The organism is Desulfurivibrio modestus (assembly GCF_044068625.1).
Classification (GTDB): Bacteria; Desulfobacterota; Desulfobulbia; order Desulfobulbales; family Desulfurivibrionaceae; genus Desulfurivibrio.
Map to the genome: position 1 here is coordinate 48575 of NZ_JBIPKH010000008.1, position 26487 is coordinate 75061.

The window sequence follows — 26487 nt, forward strand, 5'->3', positions numbered from 1 at the left end:
GGGGCGCTTCAACCGTTGAGCTCCAGCAAGCCCGGCGGCGGGGTCAGCAGGAGAAATGCTTCCTCGGCGGCGGTGGCGGCCTGCCAGCGCATAAACTCTTCGTGGACCGGCACCAGGATTTCCCGCCCGTCCCCACCACTAATCACCAGAATGGGCCGAGCGGCGGTGGGCAGCAGGTCGCTGACCCTGCCGATCTCCCGGCCATCGCCATCCTTGGCGACCAAGCCCGACAACTGGTACCAGTAAACCTCTCCGGCCGGCAACGGCGGCAACTGACCGACCTCAACCGCCACCAAGGCACCCCGCAGGGTTTCCGCCCCATTGCGATCATCAACTCCGGCCAGGCGGACAATCACCGCTTCCCCGCTGCCCCGGCTGGCCAGCAGCTCATAGGCCCGAAACCCGCCATCGGCACCAGCCAACAGAAAGAGCTGCCGGTAATCCTTGAGGGCCAGGGGGCCACCGGCCAGGGGCATCACCTTCAACTCTCCCTTGATCCCCTGCGGCTTGACGATCTTGCCGATCTCCACCAGCCCGGCCCGCAAGGCGCCGGTAGCGTGAATTTTCAACGGCCGGCCCGCTATTCCACGATTTCCAGGCGGATTTGCCGCTGATCCGGGGCCACGGCGCCGAGCACAGTGCGCAGGGCCCGGACGGTTCGACCCTGGCGGCCGATCACCTTGCCCAAGTCTTCGTTGGCGACCCGCAGTTCCAGCAGCAAGGTGTCATCCTCTTCGCCGGCGCTGACCGCCACCGCCTCGGGCTTATCCACCAGGCCGGCAGCGACGAAAGCTACCAACTCCCGCATGGCCAAGCCTACTCAGCCGCCGGAGCGCCCTTCAGCAGGCTGCGCACGGTGTCGGTGGGCTTGGCGCCCCGGGCCAGCCAATCCGCCACCCGGTCCTGTTTGACGTTTACCAACGCGGGCTCCTGCATGGGGTCGTAAGTGCCGACCACTTCCAGAAAACGACCATCGCGTTTGGCCTCGGAATCCGCCACCACAATCCGGTAAAAGGGCTTCTTTTTCCTGCCCATCCGGGTCAGGCGAATGTGTACTGCCATCTTGTCACTCCTCCAAATAAAGGGGATAATCGTGCTTACCGCTATCTAGCCAGCCCTTTGGGCCGTTTACGCCTTTTCTTGCCGCCGCCCACCAGGCCACCCAGACCGCCGGGTTTGCCGCGGAATTTCTTCATCAACTTAAGCATCTCGGTGTAACTTTTAATCACCTTGTTGACATCCTGGACCTGGGTGCCGCTGCCCCTGGCGATCCGGGCCCGGCGCGACGCGTTGATGATCGCGTGGTTGCGCCGTTCCTTGGCGGTCATCGAGTTGATCACCGCCTCCACCTTGCCCAGTTCCCGCTCATCGGGCTTGGGAATATCCTGCATCTTCTTGAAGCGACTCATCCCCGGGATCATCCCCATGATCTGCTCCAGGCTGCCCATCTTGCGGACCTGCTTGATCTGATCGAGAAAATCCTCCAGGGTAAAGCCGTCCTGGCGGATCTTTTGCGCCAGGTCCTCGGCTTTGTCCCGATCGATGGCGCTTTCAGCCTTTTCGATCAGGGTCAGGACATCGCCCATCCCCAGAATGCGCGAGGCCATCCGGTCGGGATGGAAGGGTTCCAGGGCGTCAAGCCCCTCCCCCAGGCCGACGAACTTGATCGGCCGGCCGGTGGCCTTTTTGATCGAGAGGGCAGCCCCGCCCCGGGCGTCGCCGTCCAGCTTGGTCAGGATCACCCCGCTCAGGGAGAGATCGTGGTGGAACTTGTCCGCCACCGCCACCGCGTCCTGGCCGGTCATGGCATCCACCACCAGCAGGATCTCGGCGGGTTGCAGGGTCACCTTGATCCGGCCCAGCTCCTCCATCAGGGTCTGATCGACGTGGAGACGACCGGCGGTATCGATGATCATGGTATCGCAACCCAGCTCGCCGGCCCGGCCGAGGGCCTGGCGGCAGATCTCCACCGGATCCTGCTCGGTTTGCGAGGGGTGCACCGGAACCTGCAGGGTCCCGGCCAACACCCGCAACTGCTCGATGGCGGCGGGCCGGTAAACATCGGCCGGCACCAGATAGGGTTTCTTGCCATCCTTTTGCAGCCGTTTGGCCAGCTTGCCCGCCGAGGTGGTTTTACCGGAGCCCTGCAGGCCCACCAGCATGATCACCACCGGCTTGCGGCCACCCAGGTCCAATTCGACATTGCTGCCGCCCAGCAACTCCACCAGCTCCTGGTGGACTATCTTGACCACCTGCTGGCCGGGAGCCAGACTTCTCAGAACCTCCTGCCCCACCGCCTTCTCGGTTACAGCGGCAACGAAATCCTTGACCACCTGGAAGTTGACATCGGCTTCCAACAGGGCAAGCCGCACCTCCCGCATCGCCTCCTGAATATTCTCCTCATTCAGGGTGCCATGGCCGCGCAGCTTTTTGAAGACATCCTGCAAGCGGTCGGAAAGATTGTCAAACATACTTAATACCTTGTTTTTTATATATATTTTTGCCGGAACGCCAAAGGAGAAAAAAACAACTCCGGACGCAGACCGGAAAACGGGCAACAATACTTGCAAGCCCCAATAATGTCAAGCGCCAAAACGGTTAACCGGCGGCCAGGGTTTCCGGACTGTCCACCTGCCGAATCTCACAGGGGTAATCGGCGGGGATGATCTTTTTCAGCAGGCCGGAGAGTACCGTTTTGGGACCGACCTCGACGAAGGTGCCCACCCCGGCGGCCCGCAGATTTTCAATGATTTCGTACCAGCGAACGGTGGCGGCGATCTGGCGGGCCATGATGGCACGAATCTCCCCCGGATCGGTCTCCGGGGCGGCGGTGACATTAAAAAAGATCGGCGTGGCCGGGGGGTTGAAGGGGGTGGCGGCCATGATCTTGCTGAAGTCCGGGACGGCCCCGGCGATCAACTCACTGTGCCAGGCCCCGCTCACCGGCAGGGCTATGGCCTTGCCGCCCTGCTCCTTGGCCAGGGCCGACGCCGCCTCAACCGCCGGGGTATCGCCGGAGATCACGATCTGGGCGGCGGAGTTATGGTTGGCGATGGTGATTCGACCTTTGGGCGCCGCAGCGGCCACGATTGCCGCCACCGCCGGGAAATCCAGTTTAACCACCGCCGCCATGGCCCCGGGGTTCCGGGCCGCCTCCCGTTCCATCAGACGGCCGCGCTCGGTGACCAGCCGGATGGTGTCATCAAAACTGAGGACCCCGGCGGCCGCCAGGGCGGAATACTCCCCCAGGCTGTGGCCGGCATAATAGTCGGCCCGAACCCCGGCTTTTTGCACGGCCTTAAGACAGATCAGGTTGATGACCGTCAGGGCCGGTTGCAGGTTAAGGGTCCGGGTCAGCTCCTCCAGCGGGCCCTCCAGGCAAAGCCTCGCCAGGGGCAGCCCGCTGAGCTTTTCGGCCCGGGCCAGCAGCTCCCGGGCCGCGGAATCCTGCTCCAGAAAGCCCCGGCCCATGCCGACATACTGGGAGCCCTGGCCGGGGAAAATGATCGCGGTTTTGGCGGAATCGCTCATCGAAATTCTCCTAGGACTTTAAATCAATCTTGCCGGCCGGTGGCTGACGCCAGGAGGCCAGCAGAAACAGCGCCACCCCCATGGTGATGGCGCTGTCGGCGATGTTGAAGGCGGGCCAATGATAGCCCCGCCAGTAAAAATCGAGAAAATCGGTAACCTGGCCGAAACGAACCCGGTCGATCAGGTTGCCGATGGCGCCCGAGGCGATCAGGGCCAGGGAGTAAAGGTACAGGGGCGCGGACTGGCGTACCTGACGGTAGAGCAGGCCCAGCAGGACCAGGGCCGCCAGGGCCACCCCGACGAAAAAGAGCCGGCGAACCATGGTGGACTCCCCGGCCAGCAGGCCGAAGGCCGCCCCGGTGTTGGTGTAGTAAACCAGGCTGAAGAGGCCGGGAATAACCTCCCGGCTCTCATAAAGGACGAAGCTGGCCTTGATCCACCACTTGCTCGCCTGGTCCAGCACCACCAGCAGCAGCAGACAGCTCAGCGGTCCCCGGTGCACCCTCCACCCGCCGACGGCGGCGCCGGAACCGGCTTTTATAGGGGCACGACGTTTCACGCCGCCCCCACCGCCCGGGCACAGCGGTCGCAGATGGTGGGGTGATTGGGGTGGTCGCCGACCCCGGGGGCCCGATTCCAGCAACGTTCACACTTTTCCCGGTCGGCCGGCCGCACCGTGATCTGCAGGGCGGCGATCTCCTCGCCCTGATAGGCCCCGGCCGCCGCCTGTTCATCCAGGGCCATGACCGAGACCATGGTGACCTCCTGCAGGAGCTGCCAGTTGGCGGCGATAAATTCACCCCACTCACCGCCGGCCGTCAATCGGACCTCGGCGTCCAGGGAGTGGCCGATCACCTTGTCGCGCCGGGCGATCTCCAGGGCCCGGGTCAATTCGGAGCGAACCTGGAGGATTTTCTCCCAGCGGGCCAAGAGCTCTCGGTCGGCCACCCTTTCCGGGCGGGGCGCCGGAAAACTGGCCAGAAAGACCGAGGACTCCCGCCGGGGATCGCCTGGCAGGTACTCCCAGGCCTCGGCGGCCAGAAAGGAGAGGATCGGCGCCATCAGCCGCAACAACCCATCGCTGAGCTGGTACAGCACGGTCTGGGCGTCCCGTCGCCGGGGATCGTCGGCGGGCAGGGTGTAGAGCCGGTCCTTGACGATATCGAGATAGAGGGCGCTGAGACTGACGGTGCAAAAATTATAGAGGCCGTGATAAAGCTGGTGAAACTCGAATTTCTGATAGTTATCCAGGGTGCGCTCCCGCAGCTGCTCAAAACGGGCCAGGATCCAACGATCCAGCTCGCCCATCTCCGCTTCGGAGCGATTATGGACGGCGGGCTCAAAGTCGTAGAGATTGCCCAGCATAAAGCGAACGGTGTTGCGGATCTTGCGATAGGCGTCGGCCAGCTGGGTGAGGATATTTCCCGAAATCCGGATGTCATCGCGGTAATCCTCGGAGGCCGCCCAGAGGCGCAGAATCTCCGCCCCATGCTGCTTGATGATCTCGGCGGGGGCGATCACGTTACCGATGCTCTTGGACATCTTCTTGCCCTGGCCGTCCACCACGAAGCCGTGGGTCAACACCGCCTTGTAGGGAGCAACCCCCCGGGTGCCCACCGCCGCCAGCAGGGCGCTCTGGAACCAGCCCCGATGCTGATCGCTGCCTTCCAGGTAAAGATCGGCGGGACTCTGCAGCTCCTCCCGCTCCTCCAGCACCGCCGCGTAGCTGACCCCGGAATCGAACCAGACATCCAGGATATCCTCCTCCCGGACCAGCTCGGCAGAACCGCAGGCACACCGGGCGTCGGGGCCGATGAAATCAGCAAGCGGCCGGGCAAACCAGGCATCGGCCCCTTCCCGGCTGAAAATTTCGCTGATGGTGGCGGCGATCTTCTCGTCGTTGAGTACCTTGCCGCAAGCCTTGCACCAGACGGCGGTAAGGGGAACCCCCCAGGCCCGCTGGCGGGAGAGGCACCAGTCGGGCCGCCCGGCCACCATTCCCTGGATCCGCTCCCGACCCCAGCGGGGGATCCATTCAACTTCGTTGATGGCGGCCAGGGCCTTCTCCCGCAGGCTGGGAGTGGTCTGGTCCATCCCGATGAACCACTGTTCGGTGGCCCGGAAGATCACCGGTTTTTTGCAACGCCAGCAGTGGGGATAGCTGTGGCTGATCTTGCGTTCCCCCAGCAGGGCTCCGCGTTCCTGGAGATCGGCAACGATCTGCTTATTGCCCTTCATGATGAACATCCCGGCATAGGGCCCGGCTTCGGCGGTGAAATGACCACGATCATCCACCGGGGAGAGCACCGGCAGACCATGCTTGAGGCCGCTCAGGTAGTCCTCCCGGCCGTGGCCCGGGGCGGTATGAACGCAGCCGGAGCCGCTCTCCAGGGTGACATAGTCGGCGGCGATGATCAGCGAATCCCGCTCCAGCAAGGGATGGCGGCAGCTCTGACCCAAGAGGGCCGCGGCCGGAAAACGGCCCAGCAGCCGGTGCCCGCTGAAAGCGCATTCAGCCGCCACCTGCTCCACCAGTTCCGCCGCCATTATCAGCACTTCTCCGGCGAGTTCAAGGGCGGCATAGTCGAAATCCGGGTGCAGGGCCACCGCCACGTTGGCGGGCAGGGTCCAGGGGGTGGTGGTCCAGATCACCAGGTATACGCGGGGCAACGTCGCATCTTGCGGCGTTGCCCCGCGTTTACCTTTCAAATTTGCCAAGTCCGGATATTTTCCCAGCAAGAAAGCTGCGGCCTCGTTTGCCAAGGGGAATTTCACGTATATCGAGGGGGAGGTATGATCGGCATACTCCACCTCGGCCTCGGCCAGGGCGGTGTTGCAGGAGGCGCACCAGTGGACGGGCTTGCGGCTGCGGCTGATGGTCCCGTTGAGCAGGAACTTGTTGAACTCACGGGCAATCGCCGCTTCATACCGGTAGTCGATGGTCAGATAGGGCCGCTGCCAGTCGGCCAGAACCCCCAGACGCTTGAACTCCTCCCGCTGGGTCTCGACCCACTGATCGGCGTAACGGCGGCAAGCCTCGCGGAAGGCCAGCTTGTCGATCTCCGCCTTTTTGCTCCCCAACTCCTTGTCCACATTGAGTTCAATGGGCAGGCCGTGGCAGTCCCAGCCCGGCACATAGGGGCAGTGGTAACCGGCCATCCGCTTGGACTTGAGGATGATATCCTTCAAAATCTTGTTTAAGGCGTGGCCCATGTGAAGATGGCCGTTGGCGTAAGGGGGGCCGTCGTGGAGGATATAGAGGGGCCGGCCGGCGGAGGCCTGCTGGATGGTTTGGTAGAGGCCGGCCTCCTCCCACTGCTTAAGCATCTCCGGCTCCCGCTGGGCCAGGTTGGCCTTCATCTTGAAATCGGTCTGGGGCAGATTGAGGGTGGAACGGTAATCCATAATCAGAACTCCAACTGTGGAAGGGCTCTCCGCTGGGGATAAAAAGCAAAAATATCGGTGAAGAACGCAACGAAATTGGCTAAGATACCAGCTTGTGCCAGCTTTGCAAAGAGAAGAAGTCATCACGGGAGCGTGAAAAAATGCCTAAAGTAATCGCCATGGCCGGCAAGGGCGGAGTCGGCAAGACCACCGTTTCCGCCCTGCTGATCAACTATCTGCTGAACCGGGGCAAAACTCCGGTGCTGGCGGTCGATGCCGACGCCAACGCCAACCTCAATGAACTGCTGGGGCTGGCGGTGGAGCTGACCATCGGCCAGATCCGCAAGGAGATGAAGAGCGAACTGCCGCCCAACATCACCCGTGACCAGTATATGGAGATGAAGCTCCACCAGGCCCTGGTGGAGGCCAGGGGGTTCGACCTGTTGAGCATGGGCCAGCCCGACGGTCCGGGCTGCTACTGCTCGGCCAACCAGTATCTGGCCATGACCATGGAGCACCTGGCCGGTAACTACCAGTACATCCTGGTGGACAACGAGGCGGGAATGGAACACCTGAGCCGGATGAATCTGCGGGTGATCGACCTGCTGCTGGTGGTCTCCGACCCCTCGGCCCGGGGGATCATGACCGCCGAACGGATCGCCGCCCTCACCGGCCCTTTGGGAGTGGAGACCAAGGCCAAGTATCTGGTGGTCAATCGAGTGCCCGAGGGAGCCGGCCAACCCCTCCACAACCGGATCGAGGAGGCGGTGAGCAAGAGCGGCCTGACCCTGGCCGGCCTGCTGCCCCAAAGCGAAAGCCTGGCCGACTGGGAGCTGGCCGGTCGCTCCTACCTGGAACTGCCGGCCGACGAACCGGTGCTGACCGCCGCCTTTGCCATCTTCGACAAGATCCTGGAGTAGGCGGTCGCCCCGCCACAACTTCAGCAAAAAAGCCAAAAGGCCCGACCGGGGTTTATCCCGGTCGGGCCTTTTTTACTGCCGCGCCTTGATCTTGCTTAACGCTTGATATTGATCAGGTCGTTGAGCATCTCGTCGGTGGTGGTGATGATCTTGGAGTTGGCCTGGAAACCGCGCTGGGTGGTGATCAGCTTGACGAACTCGGTGCCGAGATCGACGTTGGACTGCTCCAGGGAGTTGGGCGAGATCGAGCCCAGACCGTTGGTGCCGGGCTGACCGGTAACCGGGGCGCCGGAGGCGGTGGTGGTCCGGAAAATATTGCCGCCCACCTTGTGCAGTCCCTGCAGGTTGGCGAAGTTGGCCAGGGCCACCTGGGCCCGCATCAGAACCTGGCCGTTGGAGTAGTTGCCGGTGATGATCCCGGCGGTATCCACCGAGACCGACTGGAGGAAACCGGCGGCAAAACCGTCCTGATCCTGATAGATGGTGGTGGAGCTGTTGGCGTACTGGGTGGTGCTCATCGCCTCGGTTTCAAAGTTGCGGCTGGCCACGGTGCCCATCCGGCTGCCATCCTCTTCCAGGGAGCCGGGAATGACGGTGAACCTCTCCCCCGTCGGCCCGAAAACCTCGGCCCCGGGGTAGCTGGTGATGCTGAAGCTGAGCTGGCTCTTCTCATCCTCACCGGGGCCGTCGGAGATCCGGTCACGGATGATCAGGCGGCCGGCCCGGTCGATAAAGACGTCGGCATTGAAGGCCTCGGCGATCTCGTCAAGCAGGTTCTGCACGGTATGGGGCGGGTCTTCGGCCAGGTTGATGGTGTAGGAGCCGGTCACGGTGGTGCCGTTGCGATCGGTGCCGGCAAAACTGAGCAGCCCGGCGCCGATGGAGTTGCCGGCGGCGTCATAGACCGAATCCCAGGTGGTGCCGGCGGTGATCACCGGCGGCTGGCCGCTGTCGGTGCTGAAGGCCTGGGCCGGAGCAATCAGCTCGAGCTTGGTGGTGGTCACATTGATCATTCCACCGACATTGGCGCTGAGCAGGTTGAAATCATCGACAATCAGAGGATCGGTGGAGCCGGCGAAACTGGTGATCTCCGGGCGCAGGTCTCCCCCCAGGGTGTTATCGAGCAGCCGCAGGCGACCGCTGCTGTCCAGCACCGCGGTGACATCCCCCGGATTGACCCCGTAAATACCGACCATAAAGTTGAGCAGATCGGCTACCGTGGTTCCATCGACCCCCTCGGTAAAAGTCGCGGCCACCGGGTTATCGCCGGTATCAAACCCCCCGAACCCAATCTGGCCGCCAACCCCCAGGCCGGTCCACCCCGGGGGATCGGCCCCGTCATAGCTGCCGACGCCGTCCAAAAGTGTGGTAACGGCGGTGATGGGGGTTCCATCCCCACTGACCAGGGGGGCGGCGCTAAGGGCGGTGACATTCTCCACCCGACTGCCGCCGCCAAAGGGGTCCGCCTCATTGGCGGAGAAGACATCGAAACTGGTGATGGCCAGGCCGGAGAAGCCGGGAGAGTTGTCGGTGATCCGGATCCGGCCCTCGGCGTCGATGGTGGCGGTGGCCCCGAACTGATTGCCCAGATTCTCCAGAAAGATCCCCACCCGCTCGTTACCGCTGACGTTATAGGTGTACTCCCGGTAGTAACCGCCATTATCGTAGCCGGCCACGGTGATCCGGTCGCCGCCGGTCATCCGGTTACCGTTGACATCGTAAACATCCTGCCAGAGGGTCTCCCGGGTGATGTAATTGGTGGCGTTGGCGTCGGAGTAGGCCCCGTTGTTGGTCACCAGAATCTGGGCCAGGTTGGTGGTCTGCCCGGAATAGCGGGCGCCGAAGTTAAGCTCGATCATCTGGTTTTCGGCCGCCCCGGTGAAGTTGGCCCCGAAGCTGTAGTAGTTGTCGGTGGGGTCCAGGACGATCCGGTTGGTGTTCTGAGCCGGATCGACCTTGCCGTCCGGCGGCACCTCCCAGGCGCTGATCCCGGTGATGGCCCCGGAGGTGTTGAAATCGATAACCCCATACATCAGGGCCCCCGCCCCCTTGTGCTGTTCATAGTTGTAGCGCTCGTTGGGGGCGTAGATCACCTGCTCCCGCTCATCGAGAGTCCGCAGGTCGGAGGCGGGATCGCAGGTGACCAGAAACTCATACTGGTTGTCCTGGGTGGTGCGATCGAAATAGATGGTGACATCATGGGCCGCCCCCTTGGAATCGTAGACCTTGATGGCGGTGGTGTACTCGAAATTGGCCGCGTCAATGGGCGAGGTGGGATTGACCGCGGCCATGTTGGTGCCGTTCCAGGCGTCAAAGAGCCGCTGCTCCGTGGTTTCCCGGGGGGTGCGGGAATCGACGTTGACGATCAGATCGATCCTTTCGGTGGCCACCGGCGGGGTGGCCCGGCCCAGGTTGATATCGCCGATGGTTCCCTGGATCTGGCCGGTAACCGCGTCGACACTCCAACCCTGGACGAAATGCCCGGCCGGGCTGGTGAGATAACCCTGGGTGTTGAACCGGAACTCACCGGCCCGGGTGTACATGTCGGCCTCGGCGCTGTCGGAGGCCCGGAGCATGAAGAAGCCCTCACCGCCGATGGCCAGATCGGTGGGGGTGGAGGTGGACTCGAAGGAGCCCTGGGCAAAGAGGCCATCCACCGTGGTCAGGGTGACGCCGCGGCCGACCTGGGCGCTGCCGGCGGCGGTGGCCACCGACTGGGAAAGCACATCCTGGAAGGTTGAACGGCTGGACTTGAAGGCGATGGTGTTGACGTTGGCCACGTTGTCACCAAGCACGCTCATCCCGTTGCCCATGGTGCTCAAACCGCTGATGCCGGCGTAAAGTGAACTCGACAGACTCATGGTGATTCCTCCCGTTTAATGGCACTACCCACTTTAATTTTCAGTTATCCCTGGTATTCCGGCTCCGCTTCCGCATCCTGCTCCTCACCACCGGAGCCCGGCAAGGGCTCATCGGTGGAGGCCCTGGTGCCGGAATCGTAAACCTGAATAATATCAGCTACATATTTAATGGCATGACCGCTGACCGTGATGGCGGCCCGCCCCGACTCAAACTCCAGGCCGGTCACCTTGCCCGAGGCCCTGGTTTCCACCCCGATCTGACCGCCATCGGCGGCCAGGGCGTCCACCTTATAGATGTAGAGCCCGTCTTCAACCAGCTGGCCGCTGTTATCCTTGCCGTCCCAGGCCAGGGTTTGGCGACCGGCATCCTGGTAGCCCATGTCGTAGGTCCGCACCAGGTGCCCGGCACTGTTGTAGATATAAACCATGGTGAAGGCCGAGGCCTCTTCCAGGACGTAGCTGGTCTTGGCCACCTCGCCGCCGGTGACCCCGATCTCGTTGCCGAAGGTTTCAATATTCTTGCCGATCAGACTTAAAAGCTGCAGGTTGTTCTGCGACACCTGGTAGTTGAGCAACTTCTCCATATTGTCGCTCATCTGCATGGTGGCTTCCATGGTCGAGAACTGGGCCAACTGGGAGGCCATCTCGTAACTGTCCATGGGCTTCATCGGGTCCTGATACTGCAACTGGGTGATGAACAGGGTCATGAAGTCGGCCCGATCCAGGCTGCTCTTACCCACCGGCTCGAACAGATTGGGCGCGTCGGCCATCGGTACTCCCGATCCCATACTGGAACTTATTGCGGTCATAGCCATCCCCCTCCCTTAAGCAAAAAGATCGACACCCTGCTCCCGACCCGAACCGTTGGGGCGGTGATAGAGCACGCTCTCCGGCACTTCGGCCAGATTTTCCCGACGCACCATGCCGCCCCCCCGCTGGTTGGTCCAGGCGGAGACAAAACGCTGCCAGGCCTCGCCGGACTCATCCCGGCCCTGCTGATCCACGGAAACCATGCACTCGCCAAGCTGAAAGCCCCGCCGCTCCAGACTCTCCCGGAAGAGATCCATGTGCCGCTCCAACACCTCCTTGACCTTGCTGTTTTCCATGGCAAAGGAGAGGGAGACCTGGTTGTCGCGAACCAACATCTCCACCCGCACCTCACCCAGTTCCCGGGGATAGAGGTGCATAACCAGATGATGCTCGTTGCGCTGGAGCCCGGCGGTCACTCCGCTGCTGATCCGGTTGAAGATCTGCTGTTCCAATTGGGAACTAAAACGAGGAGAACCGGCCAGGGCGCGCAGGGCCTCAGCCCGCGGATTATCGGCACTGCCGGCATCAGTGGCCGGCAGTGCCTCGCCACCCCGGCCATGCTCCCGCAATTCGCTGAGAAAATGGCGCCCGGAAAAAGCTTCTCCGTTAAGCTCGGCTTCACCATCGGCGAGAAGACCGACCTGGGCCACGGCCCGCTCCACCATTCGGCCGGCGGCCAGGACATCTTTGCCCGGCTCGGCAAATTTTTCCTCAAGCCGCAGCTCCTCCTTAAGCGAAACCACCGGCCCCACCCGCTCAACCCTGACGGCGGCCAGATCAACGCTCTCCAGGAGCTGGCCGTAAATCTTCTCCACCGCCCCCTGCACCGCCGGACTCCAGCCCACCCGCTGTTCGGCAAAATCCGCCCGGGTAAAAATCTCCTTGAGCTGGGCCAGAAACTCGGGGATCTCGGCCTGGGGCCGACCACCCTGCACCTCCGCCAGCCCTTTGGCCAGCAGTTCGCGAAAGCGGCTCAGGTCCAGTTCCAACGGCAGATTGGGGCGTTGGGGCTGCTCCCAGGGGGCGTGGAGTTCGGGCAGCAGTTCCCGCTGCAAGGCCCGGGAAACCCCGGCCGCGTCCAGCACCACCAGCAACTGCTCCGCATCCCAACCGGTTAAACTGAGGCCACCGGCCTGGAGATCGAAATCCTGGGGGTTGAGCCCCTCCAGCCCTTGGAGGAAGGCCACCAGGTTGAGGGTATTATCACCGCGCACCGCCTGCTCGCCCAATCGCTCAACCTCCTCCCCCGGCACCCCCAGCCGCGCGAGGATCAACTGGAGATAAGGCAGGTCGGTTTCCGGCACCAACACCGGAGCTTCGTGATCCATATTCAGAAAATGGCGGGAGAAACGGGCCAGAAACTCGCCCATCTCGAAACCCCCCTGATTTTGCTCCAGGCTGGTCAACAGGGCGGTGGTATCGGCCTGATCCATCCCCGCCCGGGCCGCCAGGGCGGCCAGCTGGGAAGGATCATCAATGACGACCCGCCAGGCCCCGGGACCATTTTGCGGATCCCGAGCCTGCTCCCTGATCAGCCCCAGAAATTCCCCCAGCAGAGCGGTTATTTCAGCCGGCGAACCACCTTTCTCCCGCTCGCTCCGCGCCACCTCCCGGCCGGCCCGGTCACGCCCGTCGGCCCGGGCCTCTGCTCGGCCCGCCCCCAAGGCGTTTTCACTGCGGCGGCGTTCGACCAGGCGGTTCTCCAGGTGGCCGGCAAAGGACTCATCTCCGGCGCGGCCGCTCCGGGAGCGGGAGCCGAGCTCGGGGCCTTCGGCGATCTGCAAGGGGATCATCAAGGTTTCCACGGTCTGTTCACTCCTTGTTTATGGTTGCCGGGGGCAAAACAACTCTTGCCCAGCCCCTTAAGCAACTGTCGTGCCAATGCGCCTTAAAAAAAATTACAACACAAAAACAAGGAATTAATAGCGTGACAAAAAGAGAAAACCGGCCTCTGGGGCCGCTCAGGTGGGCAATAAAGGCGAGGGGAAAAAGAGGTGGGACGATTTTGCCCAGCGCCACGGGCCGGGCTGGCGGCCGGAACAGTTTCCGGCGAGGGAGGCTTAGCAGCCCGTTGAAAAACGGGTTGTTCGTGAGGTTAGAGGAGACCCAGCTGACGGCTGAGCCGGACGGCTTTATCCTGCTCCAGACGGGGGATGATATCGGCCACCATCTCGGTTCTGAGGCCACGGAGAATCTCCAGGGCGTCCCGGTCACTCATCTGGTTGAGCAGTTCAGCGACCCGGGTGGGCCGCATGGCGCTGTAGACCCGGATCAGGTCGCGAAAGGCCTGATCCTTCACGGCGGTCAGGGCATCCAGGGTGGCCTTGGCCTCCCGTTGCAGCACCAGCAGCCGCTCCAGCTCCCGCTCCAGGTTCTGCTCCAGCTCCGCCAGCAACTGTTCCCGCTGGGCCAACCGCTCCTCCCGGGCCGCCAACTCCCTCTCCTGGTCCCGCAAGCGGGAGGAGTGAGCAAGCTCCTCCTGGCTGGCCCGCACCGGCCGGGTCTGCCCCTGGAGTTGATCAGGACTCAATATCCCCGGCAGCAGCAGGGCCCCGGCCACAATCAGCACCGCGGTTCTGGTTTTCATCGATCTATCTCCCACCATGCCGGCCGAACCGCAGAATCATCTGCTCATCCAGTTCGGCCTGCTCTTTTTTCAGCTCTTCCCGGAGATACTCCTCGTAATCCCGCTCCCGGGCCTTCTCCATGATCTTCCGCTCCCGCATCCTGCCCACCAGCTCCTGCCGCACCTGTTCCACCACCTGCCGCTGGCTGCTAAGCGCCTGCCGCTGGCGGTCGAGATCCCGCTCCCGACGTTCTATTCCATCCACGAACATGATATAGAGGGGAGCCGGAATCGGTTGGCGCTTGCGCTCTTCAAAGAGGGTGATCGCCTGGGCCAGCTCGGCGGTGATTTCAGCCAGGCGGCTCTGCTGCCGCTCCAGTTGAGCCTGGGCCAGGGCCAGCTTTTGGCGGGCCAGCTCCTCCAGGTTGCGGCGATAACCGAGCACGCTTTCAAAACGGAATCGGTAAGCCATGCTATTTCTTAAACAGGGTTAGAAGTTGGGCCACACTGTCGGAGGCGGAAACCCGCTCATCCACCTGCTGCCGCAAATAGGCGTTCAGTTGATCGATCATGGCCACGGCGTTGTCGATCTTGGGATTGCTGCCCTTGGCGTAGGCCCCGATATTGATCAGATCTTCCGAGCGGCGATAAAGGGCCAGCACCTCCAGAAAACGCTGGGCCGCCTGCAGCTGCTCCCGGGCGGCGACATCGGTCATGCAGCGGCTGACACTGCCCATCACCTCGATGGCCGGGTAGTGGCCCTGGGCGGCCAGGTCACGGCTGAGGACAATATGACCATCGACGATGGAACGGACCGCGTCGGCAATCGGTTCGTTCATATCGTCACCCTCCACCAGCACGGTGAAGATCCCGGTGATACTGCCCTTGTCCTGGCAGGTGCCGGCCCGTTCCAGCAGTTTGGGCAACTGACCAAAAACCGAAGGGGTATAACCCCGGGAGGTTGGGGGCTCCCCGATGGCCAGCCCCACCTCCCGGCTGGACATGGCGTAACGGGTAACCGAGTCCATCATCAAGACCACATCCCGCTGCTGGTCACGAAAATACTCCGCCACCGCCATGGCCAGATAGGCTCCCCGCATCCGAACCAGCGGGGGCTGGTCGGAGGTGGCCACCACCACCACCGAGCGGGCCAGACCTTCGGGGCCGAGGTCCCGCTCGATGAAATCCTTCAACTCCCGACCCCGCTCCCCGATCAGGGCGATCACGCTGATATCGGCGGCGGTGTGGCGGGCGATCATCCCCATCAGGGTGCTTTTGCCCACGCCGGAACCGGCCATGATCCCGATCCGCTGCCCCTTGCCCAGGGTAAGCAAGCCGTTGATCGCCCGCACCCCCACATCCACCGCGGCGGTGATCCGCTCCCGCTCCATGGGATTGAGCGGCTCGGCATAGAGGGGGTAGAATGCTTCCACCGGCAAAGGCGGGCCACCGTCCATGGGTCGGCCCAGACCATCGATGATCCGGCCCAGCAGGGCCTGGGAGACCGGCACCCGGGCCTGACCTTCAACCAACCGAATGGCGCTGCCCGGCTCCACCCCCCGCATCTCCCCCAGGGGCATCAGCAGAACCCGGCCATCGCGGAAACCCACCACCTCGGCCGGTACCGTGGAGCGTCCCCGAAACACCTCAACCTCACAGATGCTGCCCACCGGAATCCCCGGCCCTTCGCTTTCGATCACCATGCCGATCACCTGGCTGACCCGGCCACCCACGGTGATCAGGGAGGTTTCCCGGGCGATCTCCAGCAGGGGAGCGAAATCCATCACTAATCCCCCACCGGACCGGAGCCTTCACCTTCGTCGGCGGCCGCGTCGAGCTCAAGGGGTTTTTCGGCCGCCGCTCCCTCCTGGGCCAGGGCGGCCTGAAAGGCCAGATCCACCGCCTGATAGAGTTTGTCGCGGCAACTCTCCAGGGTGGCATCAATTTCGCCAAAACTGCTCTTGAGCAGACAACCGCCGGCGGCAACGGCGGGATCTTCCACCAACTGTACTCGATTCTTGCCACCGAACAGGGCGGGATCGGTCAAACCGGCCTCCTTGAGATGGTGAAAATCGTCGGGGTTGAGGTGGACCTTAACCAGCGAATTCTCAATCACATATTCCATCGCCCCCCGAAAACAGCTTTCGATGACCGCCGGGTTGACCGAAATCTCGTGGTGTACCAGTCGATCGGTCATGGTGGTGGCCAGCAGCAGCAGCTCTTCCCGGTAACGACGGATGATCGCCCCCCGTTGCCCCTCCAGGTTTTTCAGGATCTTACCAAGTCCCCCCAACCGTTGGGCATACTCCTTTTCCGCCTCGGCCCGCCCCTGGCGTTCTCCCTCGGCCCGCCCCCGGCGCTGGGCCTCCTCTTGCAGCCTGGCCGCCTCGGCCTTGGCCGTCTCCACGATCTTTTCCGCTTCCCGCCGGGCCTGCTCCACCGGATCGACCGCCTCATATCCAACGGCATCCGCCCCTCCCCCACCGGTCGGCGGCGGCGTGCGTTGCCAGAGATCCACCAGGGCAATGAACTCCTCGGCCCGGGGCGGCTTTTGCTTACGAGCCGCCTCCAGTTCGGCAAACTGCTCCCCGCTGTCGGCGGACCGCGACCGGTTGACCCTAGACAAACTCGTCCTCCCCGCCGCCGCCCACCAGCAGCTGGACCTTGCCTTCCTGCTCCAGGCGCTTGGCAACCTTGATAATCGCCTGCTGGGCCGCCTCGACATCGCGCACCCGGGTCGGCCCCATGATCTCCATGTCATCCTTCAACAACTCCACCGCCCGGGAAGACATACTGCGGAAAATCTTCTCCATCAGTTCGGGGGAGGCGATCTTGAGGGCCACCTTGAGGTCGTCGGTGCTGACCTCCTTGAGGATCATCTGGATGCCGCGATCATCGACATTGAGCAGATCCTCAAAGACGAACATCAGGCGGCGAATCTCTTCAGCCAGGGCTTCCCGCTGCTCCTCGATCCCTTCCAGAATGGCCGCCTCCGTGGCCCGCTCGGCGCTGTTGAGCAGTTCGGCCACCGCCTCCACCCCGCCAAGTCGCTGACCTTCCATCCCCTCCACCGCCAGCAGCTCATCCTGCAGCACCCGGTCCACATCCACCAGAATCTCGGGACTGACCTTGTCCAGCTCGGCCATCCGCATCACCACCTCCACCTGGGTGGCTTCGGGAAACTCCGCCAGCACATGGGCCGCTTGGCTGGGCTCCAGGACCGCCAGCACCAGGGCCACGGTCTGGGGATGTTCGTTGCGCAGAAAGTTGACCAGTACTTTCGGTTCCAGCTTGCGGGCCTTCTGGAACAGGGTCAGCTTCCAGTCGGAGCGGATATCCTCCAGGATCTCCTGGGCCTTCTCACCGGAGAGGGCCTTCCGCAGGGCCTGTTCCAGCAGATCGTTGCCGGAGAGAAAAAGATCGCTGCCGCCGGTATCACCCTTGAACTCCCGCAGCAGGGATTCCAGTTCATCCTTGTCGATCTTGTCGATCTTGGCCATCTGACGGCCCACCAGCTTGATCTCTTCCGGCGCCAGGCGTTGAAAAACCTTGGAGGTGAAATCATCTCCCACGGTCAACAGGAAGATCGCCGCCTTCTCCGGGCCGGTCAGACTACTGCCGCCATCTTTTTTCTTGGGTGCAACCGCCATCGCTTACGCTTCCTCCCTTAACCAGCGCCGCACCAGGTCGGCGGCCCGATCGGGATCACTCTGAGCCAGGCGATAGAGCCGTTCCTGGTCGCTCAACCCCCGGGGGCCCAAGGTCAGCTCCTCCTCCTCTTCCCCTCCTTCCCGACCCACCGAAACCACCTGGGTCGTCCGTTTGGCCTCCAGACCCTTGGCCGCCAGCAGCCGGAAAAAAGGCCGGACCACAAAGAGCATCACCCCGAAAGTGATCAGCAGATAAACCAGGGGCATGGCCAGCCATTCGGCCAACTCCCGCCACTGATCCAGTGGATCAACCTCCGGATCGGTCAGGGCCGAGAGGGCAAAGGGCAGGGAAGCAACCTCAATCTGATCGCCCCGTTCTTCGTTATAACCCACCGCGTTACGGACCAGGCGCTCGAAATAGGCCATCTCCTCGGCGGAACGGGGCCGGTATTCCAGGACGGTTTGCCCCGCGTCGTTGACCACTCGCTCGTAGGTGCCATCCACCATCACCGCCACCGACAGGCGCCGGACCCCACCGCCGCCCTCCTGCACCTGCCTGGTCTGGCGGCTGATTTCATAGTTGCGGGTCACATTGCTGCGCTGATAGGAACTGCCGGTCGCCCCACCATCCTCGCCGGCAAAAGTCGCCAGTTCGCCCTTGACCCCGGGAATACCCCGGGCCTGGTCTCCCCGCTGGTCGGACTCGGTCAGCAGCTGTTCACTGCGCACCACCTGCTCCTCGGGGTCAAAACTCTCCTCGGTGAGGTTTACCCGGCTGAAGTCGATATCGGCGGTGACACTGGCCCGCACCCGATTGACCCCCACCACCTCCTCCAGCATGCTCTCCACCTTGCGGCGGGCGGTCTCTTCCACCTTGTGCTGAAATTCAAGCTGGGTCCCGGAAAGGACTGCGTCCAGATCTCCTTTTTTGCGATAGAGCAGGCGACCGGCGGTATCCACCAGGGTGATGTTGTCATCGCTCAACCCCGGAACCGCCGAGGCCACCAGATTGACGATACTTTGAATCTGGTGCTGGGTAAGCTGCTCCCGCCCCCGCATCTGGACGCTGATCGAGGCGGTAACCGGCTTTTCATCCTCAATGAACACCGACTCCCGGGGGGTGGCGATATGAACCCGGGCCTCCTGCACCTGCTGAAACTGGCGGATGGTCCGGGCCAACTCCCCCTGCATGGCCCGCTGGAAATTGAGCCGATTGACAAAGTCGGTGGTTCCCAGGCCCACCTCGTCGAAAACCTCGAACCCCACCCCGCCCCCCCGGGGCAAGCCATCGCCGGCCAGGGTCAGGCGGATCTCGTAAACCTGGCTGGCGGGCACCATGATCGCGGTGCCGGTATCGCTGAGCCGGTAAGGGACGTTGAGGTCCCGCAACCGCTGGACCACCTCGGCGGCATCCTGCTGGGAGAGTCCGGAGAAGAGCACCCGCTCATCCTGCTTACCCCCCACGCTGGTCAGGGCGATCATCCCCCCGAAAACCAGAACCACCATCCCCAGGGCGGTGATTTTCTGAAGCGGAGTCAACCCCTTGAAGATGGAGACAAGCTGGGTAAAAATTTCCTTGGGACCGGCCATCACGTTCACCTCGGGTTAAAGCTGCATCCGCATAACTTCCTGGTAGGCGTCAAGCCCCTTCTGGTGGACTTTGGTCATCAGCCGAAAGGAGATGCTGGACTTTTCCGCGGCGATCATGGTTTCGTGGATATTGGCATGCTGGCCGCTGACCAGTCCCTCGGCAAGATGGTTGGCCTCGGCCTGGCGGGCGCTTACCGCATCCACCGCCTTTTTCAGAACCTCGCCAAACCCGGAAACCAGGTCGCGGGTCGCGGCCGGCTGCTCGCTGCCGGCGATACCGATGGGCATGGCCGGCTTTAAACCGGTGGGATTAATCATGGTTCACTCCTCCTCTAACGGCTGATCTCCAAGGCTCGCAGCGCCATTTCCTTGACGGCATCCAGGGCCGCGACATTGGCCTCATAGGAGCGGCGGGCGTTCATCATATCCACCATCTGCTCGGCCACATTGACATTGGGATAACGCACAATCCCGTTGGCGTCGGCGTCGGGATGGCTGGGATCGTAAACCTCGCGGAAGGGGGCCTTATCCTCCACCACTTCCACCACCTCCACCTTGCGCAGCCTGGAGGCGGCCCCCTCCAGGACGGTATTGAAATCCCGATCAAGGGGCCGGGCTTCAAAAACCACCGATTTGGCCCGGTAGGGACCACCCTCCATGGTCCGGGTGGTATTGGCATTGGCCAGATTCATGGCCGCGATGTTAAGGCGGCTGCGCTCGGCCTTCAAGGCCGAACCGCTGATCTGCATGGCTGTCAAAATATCCATGGCTTACTTGGCTCCTTCGTCAATTACATGACGCAAACCTTCAAACTTTTTGGCGATCAACTTGCTGGTGACCTGATACATCAGCTGGTTTTCCGAAAGCTTGAGCATCTCTTCATCCAGGTCCACCGGCCGCTCTTCCTGCCTGAACTGGCTGACCCGGGCCGCCTCCCCCGGGTCGACGGCGAGATGGCCTTTATGGGTGCGAGCCAGCTCCCCCTGGCCGCTGATCACCCGCTGCATCACCAGTTCAAAGGGAAAATCCTGCACCTTGTAGCCGGGGGTCTCCAGGTTGGCGATATTGGACTGAATCAGCCCCTGGCGCTGGTTGCGGACATTGAGGGCCTGGTGCATCACCTCAATGGAACCACCGAATAATTTGTTTATGGGCATGGGCTCCTCCTGTTGCCGGGTTTAAACGCTCGCCAACTTTACCATGCAAACATGGTGCCAACCTCAGAGGGTTCCCTGACTGCGATACTCGTTGAGCTTATTGCGCAGGGTGCGGACGCTGATTCCCAGCATTTTGGCGGCATGGGTCCGATTGTCCTCGGTTTTGCGCAGGGCCTGGAGAATCATCTGGCGCTCCACCTCCCGCAAACTCTGGCCGGTCAAGTCCGGCCCGGCATCGGGGCCGGGATCGACCTCCCCCAAAGCCGAGGGGGCGGAGGATCGGGGCGCGAAGGAGGGCGATTCCGGCGCGGGGGCGGCGGCAACATCGGGCGGCGGTTCCTCATCCCAGAAATCCCAGGGTTCCAAGGCCTCACCGCCACTGAGCAGCACCGCCCGCTCCACCAGATTTTCCATCTCCCGGACATTCCCCGGCCATTGATACTCAAGAAAGCGTTGCCGGGCCCCCTCCGAGATCTTTTTGGCCGGCTTGCGGTAGCGGGCGGTGTATTTTTCCACAAAGAAATCCGCCAGCAGGGGGATATCCTCCGGCCGCTCCCGCAGGGGCGGCAACCGGATGGGGATCACGTTGAGCCGGTAGAAGAGGTCTTCTCGAAACTCCCCGGCCTTGACCGCTTCAGCCAGATCCCGGTTGGTGGTGGCCAGCACATGCACATCGACCCGCACCGGCTCCTTGCCCCCCAGACGATCCACTTCCTCCTCCTGGAGAACCCGCAGCAGCTTGGCCTGCAGGTGGAGGGGGATTTCGCCGATCTCATCCAGGAGCAGGGTCCCGCCGCTGGCCAGTTCAAACTTCCCCTTCTTGGCCATCACCGCCCCGGTGAACGCCCCCTTTTCGTGGCCGAAAAGCTCGCTCTCCAACAAACCTTCGGGCAGGGCCGCGCAGTTGAGGGCCACAAAAGGACCGGCCTTGCGGTCACTGACATGGTGGATAAAACGGGCGAACACCTCCTTGCCGGTTCCCGATTCCCCCAGAACCAGCACCGTGGCCTTGCTGGAAGCCACCGCCCGGGCCCGCTCCAGCAGCCGGAGAAACTGGGGATCCTGGCCGATCACCTTCCGCTCGCCACCGCCGGCCTGGGCCGGGCCGGGCCCGGCAACGGCCGCTTCCCCACTCCCGCCGGCCCGGGGCGAGGAGGTGGGGGGGGCAACTCGCTCCCGCAAAACCTTCTTCACGGTCTCCTCGATCACCTCCACCGGAAAAGGCTTGAGGATATAATCAACGGCCCCCCGCTTCATCGCCTCCACCGCCGTCTCCACCGTGGCGTAACCGGTGATGATCACCACCGGCAGAGCCGGATGCAGCTCCTTGATCCGGCGCAGCATCTCGATCCCGTCCATCTCCGGCATCCGAATGTCGGTGATCACCAGGTCCGGCTCGGACTTGGCCAGCAGGGTCAGGGCCATCCGCCCGTTCTCCGCCACCGTCACCTCGTATCCCCCCCGGCTCAAGGCCTCGTAGAGGGCAACCCGCATGTTCTGTTCGTCATCAACGACCAGTATCTTTCGGCCCATATTCCATTTCCCGTTTTACCTGCCTTAACCGTCAGTAGGGCAAAAGGACCGTAAAAACCGAACCAGCCCCCGGTTCACTGTCCACCCGAATAAACCCCCGGTGACTCTCGACAATATGATGGACAATGGCCAGTCCCAGCCCCTTGCCCCCCTTCTTGGTGGTGAAGAAGGGATCGAAAATTTTATCGCGGTCGCCGGCGGCGATCCCCCGGCCCCGATCCAGCAGGCGAACCTCCAGCATGGCGGGCCTCCCACCACCGGCCTCCAGGCTGCGGGTGGACAGTTCCACCGTCCCCGCCCCCTCCATGCTTTCCAGGGCATTCATGCCGAGGTTGAGCAACATCTGCTCCAGCAAGCCGGGATCAGCCACTATCTCCTCCAACCGATGATTATAAGTGGTCAGAAAATCAACCCCGGCGGCCTCACCCAGGGGGGCCAGGGCGGCCAAAACCCGCTCCAGCCATGAGCGGATCACCACCCCCCGCTTTTCCGGCCGGGGTTGGGCGGCAAAGGTCAGGGTGTTGTCCAGCAGGTGGTTCATGGTCCGGATGGCGGCCAGCATCTGATTGGTAAGTCGCTGATAATCTGGATCTTCCCCCAGATCGCGACGCAGCATTGAGGCATAAAGTTCCAGCCCCCCCAAGGGATTACGCAACTCCTGGCTCAGGGAAACCGCCATATCCTGAATGGCGGCAAAGCGGCGGCAGCGGTCGAGATGGGGTTCAACCATGGCCGGGTAGGTTACATCCTCCAGGGAGAGAAAAAAACCGCCCACGCCAAAGAAGGGACTCTGCAGTTCATTTCGGGCAATCAGCAGATAACGGTGACCGGCCTCACCGGGGGTGGCCTGATCCACCATCATTTTGCCGCCGGCCCGGCCCAAGGGCAGCATGGCGGCGGCCTCCAGCCCCAGGGTCCGTCCCAGCAAATCCCAGCAGGAGCGCCCCTGGATCGAAGCCCCGGCAAAGCCCAGCAGGGTGGCGGCCTGCCGATTGGCGGCCAACAGTTGCCCCTGGCGGTCGGCCAGCAACAGGCCTCCGGGAATGCTTTCGATCATCGCGAAGAAAAATTCCCGCAGTTGATCTGGTTTATCGAAGGATAACAAGGTCATTGCAACTGGCGACTATTGAGTAAAGAGGCTGCGCATTCCCTCCGTGGCCTCCACGATATCCAACTGATTAAGCTGCTGACGGGCCATTTTGCCCAGCAGTTGATCCGGGCCGGCGGCGGCGGCCAGGTGCCGGCGGGCTTCATCACGGGCCGGTTGGTCACCCTTGGCCAGCAGCGCCCCCAAATGAAAGCTGATAGCCTGAAAATCCTCGCCCTCCCGGGGCATAGCCTCGGCCAGGCCAGCGCCGTAAACCGCCTGGGCCTGGTCCGTCAGCCCCAGGCGCCGCAGACCATCCCCGCTCCGGCGATACCAGGCCTGGGCCAGCTCGGGGCCCAACCAACCCTCCCCCAGGCCGCGGGCCAGCACCGACGGCATCTCATTGAAAAGCTCCAGGGCCGCCATGGTCCGCAACAGGGAGGGCAGAGCCTCCCCCCACCGCGGAACCGCCTCCGGAGAAGCGAGGGCTTGGCGGAAAAATCCCCACGCCTCCTGATGGCGCTGTTGCCGCGCGCGCAAAGTCCCGCTGAGGGCCTGGGCCTCGGCCAGTCGGGCCGGTTGCTCGGCATAAATCCGGCGCAGATGGGTGAGGAGGCGATCGGCGGCGGCGAAATCCCCCAGGGCAAAGTAAACCAGGACTCGCCGATAATAGAGTTCGGCCAACTCCTGATCACTCAGGGTCCCGGCCAGGGCCCGGTAATAAACCACCGCCGCCTGCTCATAAAGCGCCAGCTCTTCCATGGCCCTGCCGATGAGAACACGGAGCCGGCCGGGCTGATAGTTTCGCACATGCTGGTGTTCGTTGATATAAAGGTGGTGGATCCGCTCATATTCACCCCGCCGGAGCAGCTCCTCGATGAGAAAAACCAGCAAATCGCCGGTCCGGCCGGGGTTAAATCCAGGCCCCTCCTGCGGGGCGGCATGGCGGATATAGGCGCGGGCCTGCTCCAGGGCCTCCTCCAGATCACCCCGGGCCTTGAGGCGAAGCAGCAGGCCGTAACGGGCTTCCTGGGCAATCGGGTCCAGCCCGTACTGATCAATGACCGCCAGGTAAGGATAATCACCAACCCGGTCGGCGGGATCCCGTCGCGGCCGCCACTGCTCCTGCTGCCGGACCGGATCATCAAGGAACTGGGCCTGACGGAAGCGGGCCAGAACCACCGCCCGTTCCCCGGCTCCCCCCTCGTCGACAACCCGCTGATAAAGACGCTGGGCCGGAGCGTGATCGCCCTGGCGATAATAGCTTTCCCCCAGGGCGAACAGGGCCTCGGTCCGGCGAGGAGATAGGGGCGAGAGGTTGACAAAGCGCCAGAGCTGCTCCCGGGCCTCCTCCTCCCGCCCCAAACGCCCGTTGGCCAACCCCAGCATCAACAGCAGTTCGGGGTTTTCCAGATGATAATCGGCGGGGGAAATCTTGACGATACGCTCCAGGGTGGTCAAGGCCAGCAGATGCTCCCCCTGAATCTCATAGGCCTGCCGCAGGCCGAACAAGGCTTTTAGTCTGAGTTCTTCATCCGGCTCCCGGGTCAAATCGTTGAGCAGGGGCACCGCCTCCTCCACCCGGCCCACCTCCAACAAGGTTATGGCCTGCCAGTAGCGGGAAAGGGGCAGCAAGGGGTAATCGGCATAGCGCTGCGCGAACAACCTGAAATAGGTGAGGGCCTCCCGGAAAAAGCGCATCCGGAAATAGCTGATGCCAATCTCCAGATGGGCCTCATCCCGATGGTCGGCGGCGGGGTATTCGGTGCTGTAACGGTGAAAAAGATCACGAACCCGCTCCCAGTCGGGATCCTTCTCCTGCTCGGCGGCCTTGCGGCGCATCTGGGCGGCCCGCCACAGGGACTCCTCGGCGAATTCCGAACGGGAAAACTCCCGGTGCAGGCGTTCAAAATGGCTGGCGGCTTCGTCCCACCTCTCCTCAACGGCGGCGGCGGTGGCCCGCTCCCAGAGGTCCCGGACGGAGGGCCTTTCCTGGCTGGCCACTCCGGAAGCGGCCAGCAGCAGGAGCAACCCCAGCAGCAGAGCCGGCGCCCAAAATCGGGCCACGGGTGGGGGCAAGATCGACAACGCTGTCCAGTCAGACTTTTGACGCATCTTGGGGCTCGGTCAGGTTGTAGCGCTTCATCTTCTCCAGCAGGGTGGTACGATTAACATTGAGCAGCTTGGCGGCGCGGTTCTTGACCCAGCCGGTTTGCTCCATGGCCCGGACAATCAAAACCTTCTCAAATTCAGCCACCCGCTCGCTCAAAACAAAACCGCTGGGGGGAATCAACCAGCGGCCGGAACCGGGATCGCCGCCAACCACGGCCGCCGCGAACTCGGCGGGATTGCCCACCGGAGTTGCCGCCGTCCGCTCCCCGCTCTCCCCGTCGGCGGAGACGCGGGAAGCCGGCACCGGCGAGGCGGCCAGCAGCCGCTCGGGCAGATCCTCAACCCCCAGCTGGCGGCCGGAGGAGAGGATTACCATCCGCTCCATCAGGTTCTCCAGCTCCCGCACATTACCGGGCCAGTGGTAAGCCAGCAGACACTCCATGGCCCGGGGATGCAATCCGGTGATCTTGGTCCGACGCGAACGGTTGCAGCGGGCGATAAAATGATCGATCAACAACGGGATATCGGAAACCCGCTCCCGCAGGGGCGGGGTTTCGATGGGGATTACGTTGAGACGATAGTAGAGGTCTTCCCGGAAGTTGCCCCGGCTGACCTCCTCCTCCAGATCGCGGTTGGTGGCGGCCACCACCCGGAAATCGGAGACGATGGTCCGGGTCCCTCCCACCCGCTCAAATTTCTTCTCCTGCAGAACCCGCAGCAGCTTGACCTGGAGCATCGGACTCATCTCCGCAATCTCATCGAGAAAGACTGTGCCGCCGTCGGCCAGCTCGAAGCGACCGGGCCGGGTGCGGACAGCATGGGTGAAAGCCCCCCGTTCATGGCCGAAAAGTTCACTTTCCAACAGCTCCGCCGGGATTGCCCCACAGTTCACGGCAACAAAAGGCCCCTGCCGACGCCCCCCTTCCTGATGCAAAGCCTGGGCCACCAGCTCCTTGCCGGTCCCCGATTCCCCCCGGACCAGCACCGTGGTGTCGGCATCGGCCACCTTGCGAATCAAGCTGAAAACATGTTGGATTTTATCGCTTGTTCCAATAATGGCCGCGCATCCTTCCGTCGTCAACGCCCCGTTATCGATCTCTCCCTCGGTCATCCCCACCACCTCGGATACTAAAAAATGTTTATTAATTTCGGAAGTTATGTTTGTATGTCTATACAATAACGCTTAAAACAGTGTCAATTTTTTTTCACCATGGTTATGGTATTCGCCGCGAAACAGACGTGAACAAGGCTGGGAACTGCCAGTCAACATGCGGTTTTTAAAGCAA

The 26487-nt window shown here is 62.7% G+C and carries 24 protein-coding genes; 1 reads left to right on the plus strand and 23 read right to left on the minus strand.

Annotated features, from left to right (window positions below; translation table 11 throughout):
- Positions 1-8: 8 nt before the first annotated feature.
- The 7 genes from rimM to ileS form a co-directional block, all read right to left on the minus strand.
- On the minus strand, positions 9-569 hold the full coding sequence (gene rimM, locus ACHHRT_RS06825; RefSeq protein ID WP_395499004.1) for a ribosome maturation factor RimM: 561 nt from the start codon (positions 567-569) through the stop codon (positions 9-11).
- A gap of 11 nt (positions 570-580) precedes the next feature.
- Entirely contained in the window at positions 581-808 is a 228-nt protein-coding gene (locus tag ACHHRT_RS06830; protein WP_395499005.1) for a KH domain-containing protein, read from the minus strand.
- 8 nt (positions 809-816) lie between these two features.
- On the minus strand, positions 817-1062 hold the full coding sequence (gene rpsP / locus ACHHRT_RS06835; protein WP_395499006.1) for a 30S ribosomal protein S16: 246 nt from the start codon (positions 1060-1062) through the stop codon (positions 817-819).
- Between the two features lie 41 nt (positions 1063-1103).
- Positions 1104-2471 (minus strand): signal recognition particle protein, encoded by a 1368-nt coding sequence (ffh, locus tag ACHHRT_RS06840; RefSeq protein ID WP_395499007.1) that lies wholly within the window; start codon positions 2469-2471, stop codon positions 1104-1106.
- Between the two features lie 127 nt (positions 2472-2598).
- Positions 2599-3531 (minus strand): ACP S-malonyltransferase, encoded by a 933-nt coding sequence (gene fabD, locus ACHHRT_RS06845; RefSeq protein WP_395499008.1) that lies wholly within the window; start codon positions 3529-3531, stop codon positions 2599-2601.
- Between the two features lie 10 nt (positions 3532-3541).
- The gene (gene lspA, locus ACHHRT_RS06850; protein ID WP_395499009.1) at positions 3542-4033 is read right to left on the minus strand and encodes a signal peptidase II; all 492 of its coding nucleotides are present in this window, start codon (positions 4031-4033) and stop codon (positions 3542-3544) included.
- A 53-nt stretch (positions 4034-4086) separates the two neighbouring features.
- Positions 4087-6936 (minus strand): isoleucine--tRNA ligase, encoded by a 2850-nt coding sequence (gene ileS, locus ACHHRT_RS06855; RefSeq protein ID WP_395499010.1) that lies wholly within the window; start codon positions 6934-6936, stop codon positions 4087-4089.
- Between the two features lie 140 nt (positions 6937-7076).
- Here ileS and ACHHRT_RS06860 point away from each other — a divergent pair, with 140 nt between their 5' ends.
- A complete protein-coding gene (locus ACHHRT_RS06860; RefSeq protein WP_395499011.1) occupies positions 7077-7835 on the plus strand; it encodes an ATP-binding protein in 759 nt (252 codons plus the stop codon).
- A gap of 95 nt (positions 7836-7930) precedes the next feature.
- On the opposite strand, the gene ACHHRT_RS06865 is transcribed toward ACHHRT_RS06860, so the two are convergent.
- The 16 genes from ACHHRT_RS06865 to ACHHRT_RS06940 all read right to left on the minus strand — a co-directional run bounded on the left by ACHHRT_RS06865 (position 7931) and on the right by ACHHRT_RS06940 (position 26312).
- The gene (locus ACHHRT_RS06865) at positions 7931-10696 is read right to left on the minus strand and encodes a flagellar hook-basal body complex protein (RefSeq protein WP_395499012.1); all 2766 of its coding nucleotides are present in this window, start codon (positions 10694-10696) and stop codon (positions 7931-7933) included.
- Between the two features lie 44 nt (positions 10697-10740).
- On the minus strand, positions 10741-11466 hold the full coding sequence (locus ACHHRT_RS06870) for a flagellar hook assembly protein FlgD (protein WP_395499013.1): 726 nt from the start codon (positions 11464-11466) through the stop codon (positions 10741-10743).
- Positions 11467-11520: 54 nt separating this feature from the next.
- The gene (locus ACHHRT_RS06875; protein WP_395499014.1) at positions 11521-13311 is read right to left on the minus strand and encodes a flagellar hook-length control protein FliK; all 1791 of its coding nucleotides are present in this window, start codon (positions 13309-13311) and stop codon (positions 11521-11523) included.
- Positions 13312-13601: 290 nt separating this feature from the next.
- Positions 13602-14093 (minus strand): MotE family protein, encoded by a 492-nt coding sequence (locus tag ACHHRT_RS06880; protein WP_395499015.1) that lies wholly within the window; start codon positions 14091-14093, stop codon positions 13602-13604.
- A gap of 4 nt (positions 14094-14097) precedes the next feature.
- Positions 14098-14544 carry a flagellar export protein FliJ gene (fliJ, locus tag ACHHRT_RS06885; protein WP_395499016.1) on the minus strand — a complete coding sequence of 149 codons (447 nt, stop codon included), beginning with the start codon at positions 14542-14544 and terminating at the stop codon, positions 14098-14100.
- Between the two features lies 1 nt (position 14545).
- Positions 14546-15856: a FliI/YscN family ATPase gene (locus ACHHRT_RS06890; RefSeq protein WP_395499017.1), complete on the minus strand. Its 1311-nt coding sequence runs from the start codon at positions 15854-15856 to the stop codon at positions 14546-14548.
- A gap of 2 nt (positions 15857-15858) precedes the next feature.
- Positions 15859-16698 carry a FliH/SctL family protein gene (locus ACHHRT_RS06895; protein ID WP_395499018.1) on the minus strand — a complete coding sequence of 280 codons (840 nt, stop codon included), beginning with the start codon at positions 16696-16698 and terminating at the stop codon, positions 15859-15861.
- Complete coding sequence (gene fliG / locus ACHHRT_RS06900) at positions 16691-17722, minus strand: flagellar motor switch protein FliG (RefSeq protein ID WP_395499019.1); 1032 nt, start codon at positions 17720-17722, stop codon at positions 16691-16693. Before fliG ends, ACHHRT_RS06895 begins: the two co-directional genes overlap by 8 nt.
- 3 nt (positions 17723-17725) lie before the next feature.
- Entirely contained in the window at positions 17726-19312 is a 1587-nt protein-coding gene (gene fliF / locus ACHHRT_RS06905) for a flagellar basal-body MS-ring/collar protein FliF (protein WP_395499020.1), read from the minus strand.
- 15 nt (positions 19313-19327) lie between these two features.
- Positions 19328-19630: a flagellar hook-basal body complex protein FliE gene (fliE, locus tag ACHHRT_RS06910; protein ID WP_395499021.1), complete on the minus strand. Its 303-nt coding sequence runs from the start codon at positions 19628-19630 to the stop codon at positions 19328-19330.
- A gap of 14 nt (positions 19631-19644) precedes the next feature.
- Positions 19645-20079 (minus strand): flagellar basal body rod protein FlgC, encoded by a 435-nt coding sequence (gene flgC, locus ACHHRT_RS06915; protein WP_395499022.1) that lies wholly within the window; start codon positions 20077-20079, stop codon positions 19645-19647.
- A gap of 3 nt (positions 20080-20082) precedes the next feature.
- Positions 20083-20469, minus strand: a complete 387-nt coding sequence (flgB, locus tag ACHHRT_RS06920) for a flagellar basal body rod protein FlgB (protein WP_395499023.1) — start codon at positions 20467-20469, stop codon at positions 20083-20085.
- A gap of 63 nt (positions 20470-20532) precedes the next feature.
- On the minus strand, positions 20533-22002 hold the full coding sequence (locus ACHHRT_RS06925; RefSeq protein ID WP_395499024.1) for a sigma-54-dependent transcriptional regulator: 1470 nt from the start codon (positions 22000-22002) through the stop codon (positions 20533-20535).
- 31 nt (positions 22003-22033) lie between these two features.
- On the minus strand, positions 22034-23113 hold the full coding sequence (locus ACHHRT_RS06930; RefSeq protein ID WP_395499025.1) for a two-component system sensor histidine kinase NtrB: 1080 nt from the start codon (positions 23111-23113) through the stop codon (positions 22034-22036).
- A gap of 12 nt (positions 23114-23125) precedes the next feature.
- The gene (locus tag ACHHRT_RS06935) at positions 23126-25156 is read right to left on the minus strand and encodes a tetratricopeptide repeat protein (RefSeq protein ID WP_395499026.1); all 2031 of its coding nucleotides are present in this window, start codon (positions 25154-25156) and stop codon (positions 23126-23128) included.
- Between the two features lie 31 nt (positions 25157-25187).
- Complete coding sequence (locus tag ACHHRT_RS06940) at positions 25188-26312, minus strand: sigma-54 interaction domain-containing protein (RefSeq protein WP_395499027.1); 1125 nt, start codon at positions 26310-26312, stop codon at positions 25188-25190.
- Positions 26313-26487 lie beyond the last annotated feature (175 nt).

Coding starts and splice junctions, on each gene's coding strand:
- ACHHRT_RS06830 (WP_395499005.1), bottom strand. CDS start 808: ATGCGGGAGTTGGTAGCTTTCGTCGCTGCCGGCCTGGTGGATAAGCCC.
- rpsP (WP_395499006.1), bottom strand. CDS start 1,062: ATGGCAGTACACATTCGCCTGACCCGGATGGGCAGGAAAAAGAAGCCC.
- ffh (WP_395499007.1), bottom strand. CDS start 2,471: ATGTTTGACAATCTTTCCGACCGCTTGCAGGATGTCTTCAAAAAGCTG.
- fabD (WP_395499008.1), bottom strand. CDS start 3,531: ATGAGCGATTCCGCCAAAACCGCGATCATTTTCCCCGGCCAGGGCTCC.
- ileS (WP_395499010.1), bottom strand. CDS start 6,936: ATGGATTACCGTTCCACCCTCAATCTGCCCCAGACCGATTTCAAGATG.
- ACHHRT_RS06860 (WP_395499011.1), top strand. CDS start 7,077: ATGCCTAAAGTAATCGCCATGGCCGGCAAGGGCGGAGTCGGCAAGACC.
- ACHHRT_RS06865 (WP_395499012.1), bottom strand. CDS start 10,696: ATGAGTCTGTCGAGTTCACTTTACGCCGGCATCAGCGGTTTGAGCACC.
- ACHHRT_RS06870 (WP_395499013.1), bottom strand. CDS start 11,466: ATGGCCGACGCGCCCAATCTGTTCGAGCCGGTGGGTAAGAGCAGCCTG.
- ACHHRT_RS06880 (WP_395499015.1), bottom strand. CDS start 14,093: ATGAAAACCAGAACCGCGGTGCTGATTGTGGCCGGGGCCCTGCTGCTG.
- fliJ (WP_395499016.1), bottom strand. CDS start 14,544: ATGGCTTACCGATTCCGTTTTGAAAGCGTGCTCGGTTATCGCCGCAAC.
- ACHHRT_RS06890 (WP_395499017.1), bottom strand. CDS start 15,856: ATGGATTTCGCTCCCCTGCTGGAGATCGCCCGGGAAACCTCCCTGATC.
- fliG (WP_395499019.1), bottom strand. CDS start 17,722: ATGGCGGTTGCACCCAAGAAAAAAGATGGCGGCAGTAGTCTGACCGGC.
- fliF (WP_395499020.1), bottom strand. CDS start 19,312: ATGGCCGGTCCCAAGGAAATTTTTACCCAGCTTGTCTCCATCTTCAAG.
- fliE (WP_395499021.1), bottom strand. CDS start 19,630: ATGATTAATCCCACCGGTTTAAAGCCGGCCATGCCCATCGGTATCGCC.
- flgC (WP_395499022.1), bottom strand. CDS start 20,079: ATGGATATTTTGACAGCCATGCAGATCAGCGGTTCGGCCTTGAAGGCC.
- flgB (WP_395499023.1), bottom strand. CDS start 20,469: ATGCCCATAAACAAATTATTCGGTGGTTCCATTGAGGTGATGCACCAG.
- ACHHRT_RS06925 (WP_395499024.1), bottom strand. CDS start 22,002: ATGGGCCGAAAGATACTGGTCGTTGATGACGAACAGAACATGCGGGTT.
- ACHHRT_RS06930 (WP_395499025.1), bottom strand. CDS start 23,113: ATGACCTTGTTATCCTTCGATAAACCAGATCAACTGCGGGAATTTTTC.
- ACHHRT_RS06940 (WP_395499027.1), bottom strand. CDS start 26,312: ATGACCGAGGGAGAGATCGATAACGGGGCGTTGACGACGGAAGGATGC.